The organism is Actinomyces haliotis (genome assembly GCF_015355765.1).
Taxonomy (GTDB): Bacteria; Actinomycetota; Actinomycetes; order Actinomycetales; family Actinomycetaceae; genus Actinomyces; species Actinomyces haliotis.
In genome coordinates this window covers 93,132-108,392 of record NZ_JACWNA010000006.1, presented here as the reverse complement: position 1 = coordinate 108,392, position 15,261 = coordinate 93,132, and the positions used below count along the sequence as shown (strand labels likewise).

Annotated in this window: 17 protein-coding genes; 5 read left to right on the top strand and 12 right to left on the bottom strand. The window is 70.3% G+C overall.

The window, feature by feature from the left end; genetic code table 11:
* Positions 1-10: 10 nt before the first annotated feature.
* Entirely contained in the window at positions 11-1,942 is a 1,932-nt protein-coding gene (locus IXW69_RS04880) for a ribonucleoside triphosphate reductase (protein ID WP_228524795.1), read from the bottom strand.
* Between the two features lie 564 nt (positions 1,943-2,506).
* Between IXW69_RS04880 and IXW69_RS04875 the strand changes: the two genes are divergently transcribed.
* Genes IXW69_RS04875 through IXW69_RS04865 form a run of 3 tightly spaced genes read left to right on the top strand, consistent with a single transcriptional unit; the run spans position 2,507 to position 4,608 of the window.
* Positions 2,507-3,004 carry a hypothetical protein gene (locus IXW69_RS04875; RefSeq protein WP_194785242.1) on the top strand — a complete coding sequence of 166 codons (498 nt, stop codon included), beginning with the start codon at positions 2,507-2,509 and terminating at the stop codon, positions 3,002-3,004.
* Between the two features lie 3 nt (positions 3,005-3,007).
* A complete protein-coding gene (locus IXW69_RS04870; protein ID WP_194785241.1) occupies positions 3,008-3,772 on the top strand; it encodes a hypothetical protein in 765 nt (254 codons plus the stop codon).
* Positions 3,773-3,804: 32 nt separating this feature from the next.
* Complete coding sequence (locus IXW69_RS04865; protein WP_194785240.1) at positions 3,805-4,608, top strand: SGNH/GDSL hydrolase family protein; 804 nt, start codon at positions 3,805-3,807, stop codon at positions 4,606-4,608.
* A gap of 166 nt (positions 4,609-4,774) precedes the next feature.
* Here the strand turns inward: IXW69_RS04865 and IXW69_RS04860 are convergent, their stop codons facing one another.
* Together IXW69_RS04860 and IXW69_RS04855 are read right to left on the bottom strand one after the other, a co-directional pair.
* Positions 4,775-5,353 carry a PIN domain-containing protein gene (locus IXW69_RS04860; protein ID WP_194785239.1) on the bottom strand — a complete coding sequence of 193 codons (579 nt, stop codon included), beginning with the start codon at positions 5,351-5,353 and terminating at the stop codon, positions 4,775-4,777.
* A 7-nt stretch (positions 5,354-5,360) separates the two neighbouring features.
* Positions 5,361-5,861: a helix-turn-helix domain-containing protein gene (locus IXW69_RS04855; protein WP_194785238.1), complete on the bottom strand. Its 501-nt coding sequence runs from the start codon at positions 5,859-5,861 to the stop codon at positions 5,361-5,363.
* A 245-nt stretch (positions 5,862-6,106) separates the two neighbouring features.
* Here IXW69_RS04855 and IXW69_RS04850 point away from each other — a divergent pair, with 245 nt between their 5' ends.
* Positions 6,107-6,877, top strand: a complete 771-nt coding sequence (locus IXW69_RS04850; RefSeq protein ID WP_194785237.1) for a DUF1801 domain-containing protein — start codon at positions 6,107-6,109, stop codon at positions 6,875-6,877.
* Positions 6,878-6,998: 121 nt separating this feature from the next.
* Here the strand turns inward: IXW69_RS04850 and IXW69_RS04845 are convergent, their stop codons facing one another.
* Positions 6,999-7,475: a VOC family protein gene (locus tag IXW69_RS04845; RefSeq protein WP_194785236.1), complete on the bottom strand. Its 477-nt coding sequence runs from the start codon at positions 7,473-7,475 to the stop codon at positions 6,999-7,001.
* 260 nt (positions 7,476-7,735) lie between these two features.
* On the opposite strand from IXW69_RS04845, the gene IXW69_RS04840 reads away from it, so the two are divergent.
* Positions 7,736-10,432, top strand: a complete 2,697-nt coding sequence (locus IXW69_RS04840) for a DEAD/DEAH box helicase (protein ID WP_194785235.1) — start codon at positions 7,736-7,738, stop codon at positions 10,430-10,432.
* 65 nt (positions 10,433-10,497) lie between these two features.
* Here the strand turns inward: IXW69_RS04840 and IXW69_RS04835 are convergent, their stop codons facing one another.
* The 8 genes from IXW69_RS04835 to IXW69_RS04800 form a co-directional block, all read right to left on the bottom strand.
* Positions 10,498-10,875, bottom strand: a complete 378-nt coding sequence (locus tag IXW69_RS04835; protein WP_194785234.1) for a hypothetical protein — start codon at positions 10,873-10,875, stop codon at positions 10,498-10,500.
* 41 nt (positions 10,876-10,916) lie between these two features.
* A complete protein-coding gene (locus IXW69_RS04830; RefSeq protein ID WP_194785233.1) occupies positions 10,917-11,339 on the bottom strand; it encodes a TetR/AcrR family transcriptional regulator in 423 nt (140 codons plus the stop codon).
* Between the two features lie 137 nt (positions 11,340-11,476).
* Entirely contained in the window at positions 11,477-12,409 is a 933-nt protein-coding gene (locus IXW69_RS04825; protein ID WP_194785232.1) for a SpaA isopeptide-forming pilin-related protein, read from the bottom strand.
* Entirely contained in the window at positions 12,406-12,777 is a 372-nt protein-coding gene (locus tag IXW69_RS04820) for a thioester domain-containing protein (RefSeq protein WP_194785231.1), read from the bottom strand. Before IXW69_RS04820 ends, IXW69_RS04825 begins: the two co-directional genes overlap by 4 nt.
* Before the next feature lie 527 nt (positions 12,778-13,304).
* Entirely contained in the window at positions 13,305-13,661 is a 357-nt protein-coding gene (locus tag IXW69_RS04815; RefSeq protein ID WP_323745181.1) for an Rv3654c family TadE-like protein, read from the bottom strand.
* Positions 13,662-13,690: 29 nt separating this feature from the next.
* Entirely contained in the window at positions 13,691-14,002 is a 312-nt protein-coding gene (locus IXW69_RS04810; protein WP_194785230.1) for a TadE family type IV pilus minor pilin, read from the bottom strand.
* Positions 14,003-14,118: 116 nt separating this feature from the next.
* Positions 14,119-14,442 carry a DUF4244 domain-containing protein gene (locus tag IXW69_RS04805; protein WP_228524793.1) on the bottom strand — a complete coding sequence of 108 codons (324 nt, stop codon included), beginning with the start codon at positions 14,440-14,442 and terminating at the stop codon, positions 14,119-14,121.
* 216 nt (positions 14,443-14,658) lie between these two features.
* Positions 14,659-15,219: a GNAT family N-acetyltransferase gene (locus IXW69_RS04800; protein ID WP_194785229.1), complete on the bottom strand. Its 561-nt coding sequence runs from the start codon at positions 15,217-15,219 to the stop codon at positions 14,659-14,661.
* Between the last annotated feature and the right edge of the window lie 42 nt (positions 15,220-15,261).

The window sequence follows — 15,261 nt, the reverse complement described above, 5'->3', positions numbered from 1 at the left end:
GTCCGGTCCGTCAGGCGACGGTGGCGGTGAGGCGGGAGACGGCGTCGCCGTGCCCGCCGGCGGCGGACTCGGTGAACATCTGCCGCTCCATGTACTCGCCCTTCTTGCCGATGTTGAAGGACTTGACCGGACGGAAGTAGCCCATGACTCGGGTCCACACCTCGCACTCGACGGGCTCGGCGTCGGGGTGGAGCTCGGCGCACTTCTCGCAGGTCATGTGCTCGCCGGCCAGGTAGCCGTGCACGGGGCAGATGGAGAAGGTCGGCGTGATGGTGATGTACGGGGCGCGGAAGGCGGTGAGGCTGCGGCGCACGAGCTCCTTGCACGCCTGCGCCGAGGAGATCCGCTCGTTCATGTACAGGTGGAGGACGGTGCCGCCGGTGTACTTGGTCTGGAGCTCCTCCTGCATCTCCTGAGCCTCGAAGGGGTCGTCGGTGAAGCCGACCGGGATCTGGGAGGAGTTCGTGTAGTACGGGTTGGCGTCCGTGCCGGCCTGGAGGATGTCCGGGAAGCGCTTGCGGTCCTCCTTGGCGAAGCGGTACGTCGTGCCCTCGGCGGGGGTGGCCTCGAGGTTGTAAAGGTGGCCGGTGACCTCCTGGAACTCGACCATCTTGTCGCGGACGTGGTCGAGGATCCGCACGCACATGGCGTGGCCGCGAGGGTCGGTGAGGTCGTAGCCGCCGTCGGCGTCGAAGCGGCTGAAGTTGCGGACCATCTCGTTCATGCCGTTGACGCCGAGGGTGGAGAAGTGGTTGTCGAGGGTGCCGAGCCAGCGCTGCGTGAAGGGGAAGAGGCCGGCGTCGATGTGGTGCTGGATGACCTGGCGCTTGAGCTCAAGGGTGTCACGGCCGAGGCCGAGGAGGCGGTCCAGCGCCGCGACCAGCCCGGCCTCGTCGCCGGCGTGGAGGTAACCGAGGCGCGCCATGTTGACGGTGACGACGCCGACGCTCCCGGTCTGCTCGGCGGAGCCGAAGAGCCCGTTGCCGCGCTTGAGGAGCTCGCGCAGGTCGAGCTGGAGGCGGCAGCACATCGAGCGGATCATGCCGGGGTCGAGCTCGGAGTTGATGAAGTTCTGGAAGTAGGGCAGGCCGTACTTCGCGGTCATGGTGAAGAGGCGGTCGGCGTTCTCGGACTTCCAGTCGAAGTCCTTGGTGATGTTGTAGGTGGGGATGGGGAAGGTGAAGACGCGGCCGTCGGCGTCGCCGGTGGTCATGACCTCCATGAAGGCCCGGTTGATCATGGCCATCTCGTCCGCGAGGTCGCCGTAGGTGAAGTCGCAGAGCTCGTCGGCGATGAGGGGGTGCTCGTCGGCGAGGTCGGCGGGGCAGGTCCAGTCGAAGGTGAGATTGGTGAAGGGGGTCTGGGTGCCCCAGCGGCTGGGGACGTTGAGGTTGAAGATGAGCTCCTGCATGCACTGGAGGACGTCGTCGTAGTCCATGTGGTCGAGGCGGACGAAGGGCGCCATGTAGGTGTCGAAGGAGCTGAAGGCCTGGGCGCCGGCCCACTCGTTCTGGAGGGTGCCGAGGAAGTTGACGATCTGGCCGACGGCGCTGGAGAAGTGGCGCGGCGGGCGGCAGGCGATCTTGCCGGGGATGCCGTTGAAGCCTTGCTGGAGGAGCGACTTGAGCGACCAGCCGGCGCAGTAGCCGGAGAACATGTCGAGGTCGTGGATGTGGAGGTCGCCGGAGCGGTGGGCGTCGCCGGCCTCCTGGCTGTAGATCTGGGAGAGCCAGTAGTTGGCGATGACCTTGCCGGAGGTGTTGAGGATCATCCCGCCGAGGGAGTAGCCCTGGTTGGCGTTGGCGTTGACGCGCCAGTCGGAGCGGTCGAGGTACTCAGTGATGGTGGCGACGGCGTCGACCTGGGGGCGTGAGCCGTGGGCGACGGCGGAGTCGGCGGAGCCAGGGGCGATGAGGGTCGGGTCAGTCACGGGGTTCTCCATGGTTCGGGTTCCTTGGAGCGGGATGCGCGCTGGGCGGTGGCGCCGCCGCGCATCCTCCGGGAGCGACCCGGGGCGGCGGCGCCGGGTCCGACAGTACAACCGAATAACTCTGATACCCACATCATCCGGTGGTTGATTCCGAACCGACCACTAGATGTTGTGGTTGGGGGTGGCGGGTGGCGTGCGGGGAGGGGCGAGTTTCGGGCGTGATCGCGGGGAGGCAGGGCGGGTGGCGAGGCGCGGTGCACACGGTGCCCGGAGGTGGTGCCCGGTTCGGCGCACGGCGTGTCGCGGGCGGCACGGGGCGCGGGCAAGTTGACGCTTCTGCCCCCCACAAGGCACGAGCAAGACATCCTCGGACGAGCACGGCGCCATCGGCGCCGACTTGGCCCGAGGACGTCTTGCTCGTGGCGGGCGCCGGAGACCACCGGCATCGATAGTCCGGCGCAGCGAGGCGCACCCGCTGAAATCAGGTACATCCCCCCGGCGGCTACTTCTATGCTCCTTCGAGAGTGGGGCGCGACGGCGGTGTAACCGCACCAACCAGTTCGAGGGAGACAAGCCATGAGCAGCAGCGGGAACCAGACAGGCCAGGAGGTTCAGCCGGAGCACAAGGCACCGGCGAATGAGCTCCAGAAGTTCTGGCAGAAGTACGACTCTCCCTACCAGGGTCTCGACGCCGAGGCACTCGCAGACCGGATTGATGGCACCAAGAATTGGACCAGTCGCGAGCTCCTGTCGACCACCCACCCCTGCGATCGGGACTGGTTCGACAAGGTCTCAAGACGCGGCGATTCCCTTCCCGCCTGGGCAGACCTCGACCGGGTGCTCGCGAGCTGCGTCGCCAACGTCGGCACGCTCCACGACGACGGGAACGACGTCGTCCGGGAGCAGGCGTGGGTGCCGGTGACCCCGCAGCCGTGGCACGGCGACCTCGACACCCCGGCGCTCATCATCCTCGGTCTCAATCCCGGACAGCAGCCACCTGAGGAGCTGGCACACCTACTTCCAGGCAGCGATGATCGCCCGGAAGCCCTCACCTCTTGGCGTCAAGATCAATAGGCGATGGCGCAGATGCTTACTCGTACGACAGCCCGCAAGCAGAGAGATCAGAACGAGTCCACACACGGCTACGAGTGCGGCGTTGAGTTCCCATGGTGCACCGCGACCCCGAGGGATGACCCAAAACCCCTCGCGGGGAACCGTGGCGGCTGGTACGCGAAGCACATCTCAGGCCATGTTGTGCAGGACGGCGACAAGATCAGGGAATCTACCTTTGGCAGAGGCGAGGACTCTGAGTGGATCCTGCAACGTCAGGAGGCTCTACCTCACCGGGTACTGCAGCTCGAGCTCTACCCGTACCAGTCTCCGCAAGGCCGAGACCTCCAGCTGCTCTGGAGCGACCCGCTCGCCAGCGCGTTCGTGACGCCCGACGACTATGACCACCCCAAGGCCACGCTGTACGGCAGGAACAAGGACGGCAAAGAGAAGCGCCTCGGCATGCTCTCGCGGGATATGATCTACCACCTCCGCCCCGGCACCCACGAAGACTGGGAGCCACGCAGACTTCCCCCGTCCACCCGGGTTGCGCTCGACCACCTCGTCGCCCTCATCGCGAACACGAAAGCCGTGGTCGTGACTCGGAGCAACCTGGTCAACGTCGCAACCATGGCCTTTATCGCGGCGGGCAAGGAGGAGGAGGTCGGGCGAATCTGGGTGCCCAAGAAGAACCTGGATCTCAAACTGAGTGCATTGAAACAGGCAGATGGAGACAAGAACTGCTCGCGGGACTCACTTGAGGACCAAATCAAGAAGGCGTTGACGAACTGAGGCAAGTACCAACCCGGTGCGAGGATCGCGGCGTGACACCATCCCTCCGCCTCGCCGCCCTCGGCAGCTCCTACGCGGCCGGCCCCGGTATCACGCCCGTCCTCGACCGGTCGGCCATGCGCTCCGGCGCCAACTACGCCCACGTCGCCGCACGGATCCTCGGCGCGGACCTCACTGATCTGTCAGTCTCCGGCGCGACGACGGCGACGATCCTCACCGAGTCGCAGCAGACGTGGGACGGCACCCTCGTCGCACCGCAGATCGAGGGCCTTCCCGCCGACGCCGACGTCGTCACGCTCACCGCAGGCGGCAACGACCTCGGCTACATCGGCGCGGTCTTCTCAGCAGCAGCGGGCGCCGACCCCGACTCGACGCTCGCCTCCGTCACGGAGTCCACCACGGAGTCCACCACGGGGTCCGCCGCGGCCCCGGCGGTGGACGACGCCGCGATCTCAGCCACCGCAGCGGGCCTCATCGACGTCGTCACCCGCATCGACGACCGGGCACCGCGAGCGCGCATCGTGCTCGTCGACTACCTGCCGCTCTTCGGACCCGCCACGCGTGCCGGTCGGGACGTCCCCTTCGACGACGACGTGCTCACGACGCTCCGCGCACTCCAGGCCGCCGTCGAGGAGGCGTTCGGGCGCGCGGCCGACGAGACCGGCGTCGAGCTGCTGGCCGCCTCAGAGCTCGGGCGTGGGCACGAGCTCGGCTCGTCCGAGGCCTGGGTGAGCGGCGTGCTCGAGGGCATGAACGCCGTCGGAGGCTCCTTCCACCCCAACGCCGTCGGGATGGCAGCCGTCGGGCGCGCGCTCGCCGAGCTCCTGCAACTCTGAGAGCACGAGCCCGACGTTCCTGGAGGAGCACGATGCCATGAAGGCCATGAACGCCGGCTTGGTCCGAGGACGTCTTGCTCGTGGGGTATCCCGAGGCAAGCAGCATCGATGGTGCGTCGACACGAGCCGACCTGCGTCGGACGGCGAGGCGCCGAGACCATGCCACCTACGCGTCGCCGAGCCGCCACTGACGCGCACGCGCGGCCTCAGCGAACATCGGAACGCCGCACTGTGCGAGATGCACCAGAAGCTCGCTCAGGTCGATCGGCGGCCGTCGACAGTCCGCCGCCTGCCGTTGCACGGCCTTGAGCACAAGATCCGGGGCAAGGTCCAGCTGGTCGAGCAGGAACTCGTCCGGTCCGATCGCCTCAATCGACAACGGGTTGAGAACCGCCTCGGGAAAATCCTTGAGATTCGCTGTGACGATGACGTCAGCGCGCCCGGCGACGGCGGCAGCGAGGACGTGGGCGTCGTCGGGATCCGGGAGGTTAATGGCGGGAACGAGAGTCTCCCACCCGCCCACTGAGGCGTCCTTAAAGGCCTTGTCCATGAGCTCGACGCGGCGCAGCGCAGCCCCAGCCGGAAGGTCAACGTGTACCTCCTCGATCGCTACCACGGTCTCGTCCAGGATTCTCGAGCTCCACAGCGGACGGTAAAGGCCCAGCTCCGCGACCCGCAGAAGCGTGTCCGCGAGTGCGACGGGCACGAGAACGCAGGCGTCCAGGAGCGCGGAGAAGCGGGCCATGACTCCGTCAGCCCCGCGTGCGGCGAGCACGGCCGAGCGCGGCCGCATAGTCCGCGGGCCCGTCGTACAGACCCGCGCTCACGGCGTCAGCGGTCATCTCGCTGAGGATGGAGGAACGCTCTGCCGCCGCCTGCCGCTGGTACTCGACGACGTCCTCAAGACGGACACGACGGTGCCTGCCGACGCCAGGTTGCGTGAATGGAATCCGACCTGACTCCAGGAGCTTGACGACGGTCGGGCGACTCACGCCGAGGAAGTCGGCTGCTTCCTGGGTCGTGAGCATCTGGTCGACGGGAGCGATCGTGATCGCCTTGCCTCGCTCCATCGCCCGCACGACATCGACGACGACGTCGAACACCTGCGCCGGCAGGTCCACGACCTGGCCGTCGGGCCCGACGAGAGCTGCGGGCCCATCGGTGCGTGCAAGAAAGCGCGACAAGTCGAGCATGGGTTCGAGGTCCTCGGGAGGGAGAACCGTCGACGGGATCTCGGCCGCGGTGGTTGTCATGCACCGACGATATCCCCTATTCGAAAAACTCGAAACACCTCGCACCGTGGTGATCACTACGCTCGGGCGCGGGCCCTCGCCGACCTCCTGCAACTCTGAGAGCACGAGCCCGACGTTCCTGGACGAGCACGACGCCGTCGGCGGCAACCTCATCCGGGAGGGTCAGGCTCGTCGCGGGCAGCACGCACACCCCGCACCCGCGCTGCACCCAACCAATCACCCAGGCGGCCCGCTAGCCTGCGCCCATGGAGCGCACGAGCGTCCCGGTCGACGACTTCCTCACTACGGTCCCAGAGCGGCGCGCGCGGGAGGCGGCCGAGGTCATCGCCATGATGCGCGAGGTCACCGGCGCCGACCCCGTCATGTGGGGTCCGAGCATCATCGGCTTCGGTCAGCAGCCGTACGAGACCGACGGCGGCACCACGGGCATCGAGCCGGTCGCGGCCTTCAGCCCTCGCAAGGCGGCCCTCACCGTCTACCTCTCCCCCGCCGTCCTCGCCGACGAGTACCTCACGGGTCGCCTCGGCAGGCACAGGGCGGGGAAGTCGTGCCTCTACCTCACCCGCCTGTCCAACGCCGATCCCGAGGTGCTGCGCGAGCTCGTCGTCCGCTCGGTGCGGGGCGAGGACCCCGAGTCGCCGCGGAAGGGATCGCTCGCGCGGGTGGAGCTGCGGACCGTCGCCGACTACCTCGCCTCCGTCCCGCTCGCGGCGCGGCCCGGCGTCGACAGGCTCCGGGAGCTGGTCCGCGACGTGGCGCCGGAGGCGGAGGAGGTCGTCTCCTACGGACTCATCGGGTACCGGATGCCGGGGCGGAGCAAGGCGGCACGCGTCTTCGTGTCCGGGTGGAAGGGCCACCTCGGGATGTACCCGCTGCCCAAGGACACCGAGGAGAACACGCAGCTGCGGGCAGAGCTCGAACCGTGGGTCCACGGCAAGGGTACGCTGTGGCTGCCGCTCGACGGAGAGCTGCCGGAGGACGTCCTGCGCCGGATGGTCGCCGTCATGACCGCGTAGGTCCTGACTGCTCGCAGGCCGTGCCGGGCACCGTCGCTGTCCCAACCGTGCCACGACGCGCGCGTCGCGCCACGGGGGCCGTCCTGTGCCGGACGCGGTGCACAGGACCCGACCGAAGGCCTCAGAGCTCGTCGATGATGATCTTCCTCATCGTCATCATGTGCTCGTGCGCGCCTGGCCGGGCCATGAGTTCCCCCATGTTCTCCGGGAGCACCTGCCAGGAGATCCCGAAGCGGTTCTTGAGCCAGCCGCAGGCCTCCGCCCCCGGGTCCGCGGAAAGGGCGTCCCAGACCTGGTCGATGGTCGCCTGGTCGGGGCAGCGCACGACGAAGGAGCTCCCGGGCGTGAAGGGCGGGTCGCGACCGGGGTCGGTGAGCATGAGCTGCCAGCCGACGCCGAAGCAGTCCTCGACCCAGCCGTAGTGCGGTGAGTGCGGGTACTCCCCGAGCGGCATGCGGATGTTGCCCGCGTCGGCGAGGACCTCCCAGGCGGCGTCGAGGTAGTCGCGGGCGTCGGGGAACGCTGACGGGTCGAAGTTGACGAGCTGGGAGATCGCAGGGCTCGGTGCGTAGGTGCCGTCACCGTTGACCATGACCATGGCGCACAGGGTACGAGCCGGGTACAACATCAACGCGGCGACGCCCCTCGACCACGATCATCGCTTCGGGCCGAGCGCGCACTGCGGCCCCATGACGGTCAGACGTGGCGCGTTCTCGTGACTCTTGGAGCTGCACCCTCATCAGACCGGGAACGACCGTTGATATTCCACCGATCACTGGCGTGCGCTGCGCGCCTGGCCCGTGAAAGTCACGAGTTCTGACCACTTTCCGCGTCGTAGCCGCGCGGCAGACTGTGCCCATGACTGACGAGCCCACCTCCCCCACGCCCACGCCGGGCGGGTCGGGCTCGCACGCCCCCGCGCGCGACCTCACCGAGCTCCTCGAGTCCATCGGTGCGCGTGACGGCCGCCTCGTCCACCTCCAGCGCACCCCCGCACGCCCCGGCGCCCACGGCTCGTGGCCCGCGTGGGCCGACCCGGACCTCGTCGCCGCGTATCAAAGCCTCGGCGTCACTCTCCCCTGGACGCATCAAGAGGCGGCGGCCGACGCCGTCCACTCAGGCCGCCACACCGTCATCTCCACCGGGACCGGCTCCGGCAAGTCACTCGCGGCGTGGCTACCGGCGCTCTCCGACGTCCTCGCCGCGCAGCGCGCCACCGACGCCGCCGGCCGTGCCAACCGCATCTCCTCCTACGGCAAGCGCCCGACCACCCTCTACCTCTCCCCCACGAAGGCCCTCGCGGCGGACCAGGCCGCCGCCCTCGAGCGGATCACGACCGCCGTCGAGTCCGTCCAGCGCGCCGCCGGCGTGCCCGGCGAGCAGGTCCGCACGCTGCGCACGGGCACCTGCGACGGCGACACCCCGCTCCCCGAGCGCGACTGGGCGCGCGCCCACGCCGACGTCGTCCTCACCAACCCGGACTTCCTGCACTTCTCGCTCCTGCCCGGCCATGAGCGGTGGACACGCTTCCTGCGGAGTCTGCGCTACGTCGTCGTCGACGAGTGCCACGCCTATCGCGGGATCCTGGGTGCGCACGTGGCCCTCGTCCTGCGTCGGCTCCTGCGGCTCGTGCGCCGGCTGCGTCCGGACGGCCCGGAGCCGGTGGTGCTGTGCGCGTCGGCGACGGCGGCCGAGCCGGCCCTCACGGCCGCGCGCCTCATCGGGGTGGAGCCCGACGACGTCGTCGCCGTGACGGAGGACGGGGCGCCGGCCGGTGAGCGGACGCTCGCGCTGTGGCAGCCGGCGCTGCGGGACCCGTGGATCGCCTGGGAGAACTCGCCCGAGGCGCTCGCCCTCAAGGCCGCGGCCGACGGCGCCGCCGGAGCGACCGGCACAGGCACCCTCCCGGGACGGGAGCCCGAGGGTGCACCCACGGCCGCCACGCCCGGCACGCCCACGGGCCCGGACTCGAACGACCCGATCGAGGACCCGTCCGCGCGTCGAGCCGCGGTCATCGAGGCGGCCGAGCTCCTCGTCGACCTCATGAGCGTCGGAGCGCGAGCCCTCGTCTTTGTGCGCTCGCGCCGGAGCGCGGAGATCGTCGCCGAGCGGGCCCGCCAGACCCTCGGCATGTCGATGCCCGAGCTCATCAACACGGTCATGGCCTACCGCGGCGGCTACCTGCCCGAGGAGCGCCGGGCGCTGGAGCGGGACCTGCGACGCGGGCGCCTGCGCGCGCTCGCCACGACGAACGCCCTCGAGCTCGGCATCGACGTCACGGGCCTGGACGCGGTCATCATCGCCGGCTGGCCGGGCACGCGCGTCTCGCTCGGTCAGCAGGCGGGGCGAGCCGGGCGCGCGGGCAGCCGCGGCGTCGCTGTCCTCATCGCCTCCGACAACCCGCTCGATGCCTACCTCGTCCACCATCCCGAGGACGTCTTCGCAGCCCCGGAGGCCACGGTCTTCGATCCGTCGAACCCCTACGTCCTGGCCCCGCACCTGTGCGCGGCGGCCTCGGAGTCGCCGCTGCGCGAGGAGGACCTGCCGCTCTTCGGGCTGCCCGACGCCTCCTTCCTGGAGGACCTCGAGGCACGCGGGGCGCTGCGGCGCCGCCCCTCGGGCTGGTTCTGGAACGTCAACCTGCCGGGCCGTCCCCAGGACCTCACGAGCCTGCGCGGGGACGGCCCGCCCGAGATGCCCGTCGTCGACGGCGCGACCGGGACCGTCGTCGGCACGGTCGACGGCGCCGCGGTGGACTCGACGGTGCACGAGGGCGCCGTCTACATCCACCAGGGGCGCACCTACGTCGTCGACAAGCTCACGGACGAGGCGGCGATCGTCACGGAGAAGGCGGCGGTCGGCTACCGCACGCGCACCAAGGAGCAGTCGAGCGTCCGCATCATCGCGGAGCGGGAGACGCAGGCCTGGGCGGACGGGATCACGTGGTCCTTCGGCTCGGTCGAGGTGACGAGCCAGGTCATCAGCTACGCGAAGCTCGCGGTGCCGGGGATGGAGGTCGTCTCCCAGCACCAGCTCGCCATGCCCGAGCACGTCCTGCCGACGGCGGCGGTGTGGTGGACGGTGCCCGCGCACGTCACGGAGGCCGCGGGGATCACGCCCGCGATGCTGCCGGGCGCCCTGCACGCCGCCGAGCACGCGTCGATCGGGATGCTGCCGCTGCTGGCGACATGCGACCGGTGGGACATCGGCGGTCTGTCGATCGCGGTGCACCCGCAGACGATGACGCCGACGGTCTTCGTCCACGACGGCCACGCCGGTGGCGCGGGCTTCGCGGAGCGCGGCTATCGGGCGGGGCACGAGTGGCTGGCGGCGACGCTCGCCGTCATCGAGGGCTGCGCATGCACGACCGGCTGCCCGAGCTGCGTGCAGTCGCCGAAGTGCGGCAACAACAACGAGCCCTTGGATAAGGCCGGGGCGATCCTCCTGCTGAGGCTGCTGCTCGCAGCGGCGCCGGACGGCGCGCCGGGGACGGCGTCGGACGACGATCCGGGCACGTCACCCGTGGGTGCGCAGACGGAGGACCCCACCACCTGAGGCGCCGACGCGCGGTCGCCCCTGCGGCCGTCGCCGTGCCGAATCGAGGTCGCAGCCAGTCGACCTCAGGTTCGCGCGAGCACCGCGTTGATGACGCGAGCGAGGCCCTCGGGGTCGACGACCGAGAGGTACAGGGCGGTGAACTCCTCGTCCTCGAGGGTGATGACGAGGACGTTCTCGAAGCCGGAGATGTTCCAGAACTGCTTGGTGCCGTCGGTGTGGAAGGTACCGGCGAGCTTGTTCGGCATGCCGAGGCCGGGGCCACGCAGTCCCTTCGACTCGCGCTTGAGGCCGGGGTCGTAGGTGGCGCCGCGGACGTGCTCGAGCGGGATGCGCAGCTCGGTGCGGAAGGACCAGACCTTGTCCATGCCGCGCGGCTCGACGACGAGGTGGATCGGCTCCCCGGCAGGCTCGAGCGTGACGGTGTTGCGTGAGGTGCTCATCGGGTTCTCCTCGTGGGTCGTGGGGTGGTGGCGGGCAGGAGTCAGGCGTGGTTGACGGCGCTGGCGCGCTCGAGCGCGCGAGCGCCGAGGTCCGCGGCGGTGACGCCGGCGGCTCGGAGGCGTGAGGTGAGCTCGGTGGCGAGGACCAGGTCATCCGGCGCGAGCTCCATGAGGGCGACGAGGACGAGGTCGAGCGCCGTGCGACGGTCGGGAACGGAGGCAGGACCGGCGTCGGCCGTGGGCTCACTACGACCCGGAGCGTCGTCGAGAGCGTCGAGGGCGACGGCGAGGCAGCGGCGGAAGAGGCCGTCCTTGGAGCCGAAGACCCCGTAGAGGCTGGCGCGGTTGACGCCGGTGGCGCGCACGAGGTCGTCGACGCTCGTACCGGCGAAGCCACGGCGGGCGAGAACCGCCGCGGCCGCGGCGACGGCATCGGTCTCGCTGAACTGTCTGGGTCGTCCCATGCGTTGAAGAATACTCGTTCCAGAACGGACGTTCAAGTATCTGCGTCAAGACGCGACGGTCCCCCGCCTCCGCTCGTGGCGGGGACAGGGGACCGGTGGCGTCAGCCGCTCAGGTGAGCGGCGCCGCGTGCATCGGCTCAGGAGCGTTCAGTGCTGCTCGCTGCGACGACGGGAGACGGCCAGGGTGCCGACGCCGAGGGCGAGGGCGCCCAGGGCGATCGGGGCGATGGCGTCGTTGAGACCGGTGTGCGCGAGGCTGCCGGTGCTCGAGGTGTAGCCCGAGCCTGAGGTGTAGCCGCAACCCGAGGTGCCGGTGGTGCCGGAGCCGGAGTGGCCGGCGTTGCCGGGGTGGAGGGCACGGCCTGGTCGACGACCTCGAGCGTGTAGCCGGAGACGGAGGCCTCAGCGCCGTTGGCCTTGGCCACCGTGACCGTACCGTTGGCGTCGACGTGGAAGGAGATGTCGTTGACCTTCTCGTAGCCGGCAGGGGCAGCGTCCTCGTGGAAGACGTAGTCGCCCTCGGCCAGCGCGAGCATGTGGACGGCGTCAGCCTTCGAGGTCCAGGAGCCGTCGGCGACGACGGTGCCGTCGGCGACGACGGTGCCGTCGGCCGAGGTCACGGCGATCTTGGCGCCGGGCAGCCCGGAGCCCCCAGCGACGGCGACCTTGGAGATGGCGACGGTGTGGGTCGCGGCGGCGTGAGTCGGCGTCGCCGACGGCGCGGCGGCCGCGCTCGTGTCAACAGCGGTCGGGGTCGTCGCCGGGGCGGGCGTGGCCGAGGTGATCAGCTGAGCCGCGACGAGCGGCTGGTACGGGTCGTTGCCGCTCGCGACATCCGTCGTCGTGTAGACGTCGAGCTCCACAATGGTCCCAGCCGGAACAGCGGCAGGAGCGACCGAGTGACCATCGAGGCCCGTGTACGTCGTGCCGTCGAGAAGGTAGTGGTAGACCTTGCCGAGCACCGAGAAGGTGTCCATCGTGAGGTTGGAGTCGATCCTGTCCGGGTTGGTCACGGCCCAGATGGCGTCCTGCGTGGCGGTCTGGAACGTGGCCGCGTCGAGGCCCGTCACGCCCGCCGCCTGGAGACCCCCTTGTCCATCGAGTACCCGTTGTAGAGGATCGTGGCGATCTTGGCCTTCTGCGCGCCCGTGAGGGACGCGTAGCTCGAGCCCGGGACACGCGTGTAGGTGAGGTTCGAGTCCGCGGTGGTCGGGGGCATCGCGAACGACTGCTCGAGGCAGTAGGCGACCACTCCGGACTCGACTCCGGGACCGAGGATCGCGAACCGGGTCTCACCCGTCTCCTGGGCGGTGTACTCGCCGGCGGCGTGCGCCGACGAGGCGATGAAGGCGCCGAGGCCGAGAACGGCCATGGCGAGCGCGAGAACGACCGCGAGCGCCGGGGCGCCGCCTCGCCGCCGTGGGGAGCCGGTGGACACAGGGACTCCTTGTGGGGTCTGCACGATGGGGCTGGCTCGCGTCGTCGGCTCGCGGCCAGAAGGAGAGACCGCCCCGCGAATCGGCTGAACAGTAGGTTGGGCCGTCGCTGGGAAACGCTTACGAGGAGAAGTGCCTGCAATTCGTGATAAATATGATTAGCACATACTTTTGCCCTCTATTGCAGGCAAAAGTGGTGATCGCGACGCCATAGGCACACCCGATCAAACACCCGTCTGCTCACCCGCCACCGCACCAGTCCTGTCATGTCTTGACACCCCTTCCGATCATCCCTTCCGCCACCTGGAGGGGGAGAATGAAGTGACGGTCAGGACCCCGGGCCCCTCGCCCACCATCGATCGTCGAGGAGGAGCCCAGGCCCAGTCCTCGACGACACGGATCGCCAGGGCGTCAAGATGGAGGCGGCGGCGCCCTCGTCTCACGGACACGCGCCCCCAGGGCTCTCGCCCCGGCGGACTCGGTGCGCCCGCGCGGCGGCGACGGTGATGTCCGGGCTCGCGCTGGGACCTCAGCGGTCGACCGGTCCCGCCCGAGCGATCCCCACCGCGACCCGCCCGACGCCGAGCACGCGGACCTCGACGCCCACCGAGATGGTCACGTCCTCACCGGAGACCTCGCACGAGCGCACCGCAGCGCCGTCCGCCCGGGCGACCCGTTCGGCCACAGCACACGGGTCGTCCGGAGCGACGACCGAGGTCAGTGCCGTCGCCCCACCGAGGGCGGCGAGATCGGCGGCACCACGCGCCTTTCCCACCGCGGCCTGGGCTCCGATGAGAGCCGAGATCGCGAGCGCCATGATGAGCAGCGCGGAGATGATGCCCGTCATGAGCACCGTCCCGGACCCGGTCTCGGAACGCAGGGCCACGGACCTCCCCACGCTCCCCGCCACGGCCCTCACCCCTCCCCCGGCTCGGTGTAGGCGCACACCCGGCTCCTGGCGGTGACACCCGCGGCGCCGAGAGGTCCGGCGACGCGCCGGCTCGCGCTCACGCACGTGAGCTCACCCCGCTCGACGGTGAGCGTCACCCCACCGCCGAGACGCTCTCCGACGGCCACCGGGTCCTCACCGATCGCGGCGGCCCGTGCCGCGCCACGGGCCGCGTCCGTGACGCGCAGCTGCGTGACGCCCGCGCTCACCCCGGACAGGACGAGCAGGAGGACGAGGACGACGGCCGGCATGGCGACCGCAGTCTCCGCCGTCACCATGCCGACCTCCTCGCCCAGCCCTCGCCACCGCCGCACCGGACCGTGCACCCGGCCTCGCGGCGTCATGGGACCCGGGGCGTCGCCGCCCGGGCCGCCGCGTTGAGGGCGCACGGCCGTCAGCCGACCGAGAGGGCCGACTCGATGACGGACTGGAGCATGCCGGTCAGCGAGCCCGAGCGCATGATCGCGAGCAGCAGTCCGGCGAAGGCCGCTGCGGCGAGGGTGCCGATGGCGTACTCGGCGGTCGCCATGCCGGCCTCACCGGCCGGGTCGGCGGTGCCGTCCGGGGCGGTGAGCCCGGTCCGTCCCGCCAGCGCCGACGAGCCCGCCCCGGAGCTGAGGTGACGCGACATCTCACCGCCCGCGGCGGGGTGCGCGAGCAGCCAGGACGTGCGCGCCGTGTCGAGCGCCCGTCGGGACGCGGAGAGTGCAGGGGACATGGTTCCTCCTCGTGGAGCAGGACGTCCCACGCCCGAGCCGGGGCGCACGGAAGGCTGATCCCACCGGTCGCCGGCCGGGTTCCAGGTGCGGGGACGTCGCGGGCACCGTGCCCGCGGACCCAGGTTCCGGGACGAGGGACCTCTCCCGCTCAAGGGGACGGCACCCCTGGGGACGCCCCCGTCACGGTGGGCCCTGTGGCGTCCGGGCGCACCGCCTCAGCCGAGGGCGGTCGCCCCGGCTGTCCTGCGGAAGATGAGCTCGTGGTCGCGGTGCTCGCCGACCGGGTAGAGGTACTCACCGGCCCGCTCGAAGCCGAAGCGCCGGTAAAAGCGCTGGGCGCCGTCGTTCTCGGACCACACGCTGAGCCACAGCACCCGCGGGCCACCCTCGAGGAGCCAGTCCACGGCGGTGCGCATGAGCGCCGCACCGCGCCCGCTGCCCTGGAACCCCTGAAGCAGGTACAGCCGCTTGATCTCGCCGTCCTCCGGGTGCAGGCCGTCGTGCGGCAGGCTGCCCGGTCCGGCGAGCACGTAGCCGACGACGCCTCCGAGGCTCCCGTTCACGCCCTCCTGCGTCCCGTCGTCCTCTACGGCGAGCCAGCAGCGGTGGGCCGAGTCGGCCAGCAGCGGCGCGAGGGCCTCGACCGAGCAGGTGTGCTCGAGGTGGAACGCGAGGTCCTCCGGACGGTACAGGTGCCCGAAGGTCTGGGTGAACGTCCGCCTCGACAGCTCGCTCAGGACGTCGACGTCGTCGGGCTGCGCCTGCCGGATCCTCATGGAAGCAGTGTGGCACGCCGCCCTTCGAGGGTGCGACCAGCT

Excerpts from the sequence above, each read along its gene's own strand:
- IXW69_RS04880 (WP_228524795.1), bottom strand. The coding sequence starts at position 1,942 with ATGGAGAACCCCGTGACTGACCCGACCCTCATCGCCCCTGGCTCCGCC.
- IXW69_RS04875 (WP_194785242.1), top strand. The coding sequence starts at position 2,507 with ATGAGCAGCAGCGGGAACCAGACAGGCCAGGAGGTTCAGCCGGAGCAC.
- IXW69_RS04870 (WP_194785241.1), top strand. The coding sequence starts at position 3,008 with ATGGCGCAGATGCTTACTCGTACGACAGCCCGCAAGCAGAGAGATCAG.
- IXW69_RS04860 (WP_194785239.1), bottom strand. The coding sequence starts at position 5,353 with ATGGCCCGCTTCTCCGCGCTCCTGGACGCCTGCGTTCTCGTGCCCGTC.
- IXW69_RS04855 (WP_194785238.1), bottom strand. The coding sequence starts at position 5,861 with ATGACAACCACCGCGGCCGAGATCCCGTCGACGGTTCTCCCTCCCGAG.
- IXW69_RS04850 (WP_194785237.1), top strand. The coding sequence starts at position 6,107 with ATGGAGCGCACGAGCGTCCCGGTCGACGACTTCCTCACTACGGTCCCA.
- IXW69_RS04845 (WP_194785236.1), bottom strand. The coding sequence starts at position 7,475 with ATGGTCATGGTCAACGGTGACGGCACCTACGCACCGAGCCCTGCGATC.
- IXW69_RS04840 (WP_194785235.1), top strand. The coding sequence starts at position 7,736 with ATGACTGACGAGCCCACCTCCCCCACGCCCACGCCGGGCGGGTCGGGC.
- IXW69_RS04835 (WP_194785234.1), bottom strand. The coding sequence starts at position 10,875 with ATGAGCACCTCACGCAACACCGTCACGCTCGAGCCTGCCGGGGAGCCG.
- IXW69_RS04830 (WP_194785233.1), bottom strand. The coding sequence starts at position 11,339 with ATGGGACGACCCAGACAGTTCAGCGAGACCGATGCCGTCGCCGCGGCC.
- IXW69_RS04810 (WP_194785230.1), bottom strand. The coding sequence starts at position 14,002 with ATGGTGACGGCGGAGACTGCGGTCGCCATGCCGGCCGTCGTCCTCGTC.
- IXW69_RS04805 (WP_228524793.1), bottom strand. The coding sequence starts at position 14,442 with ATGTCCCCTGCACTCTCCGCGTCCCGACGGGCGCTCGACACGGCGCGC.
- IXW69_RS04800 (WP_194785229.1), bottom strand. The coding sequence starts at position 15,219 with ATGAGGATCCGGCAGGCGCAGCCCGACGACGTCGACGTCCTGAGCGAG.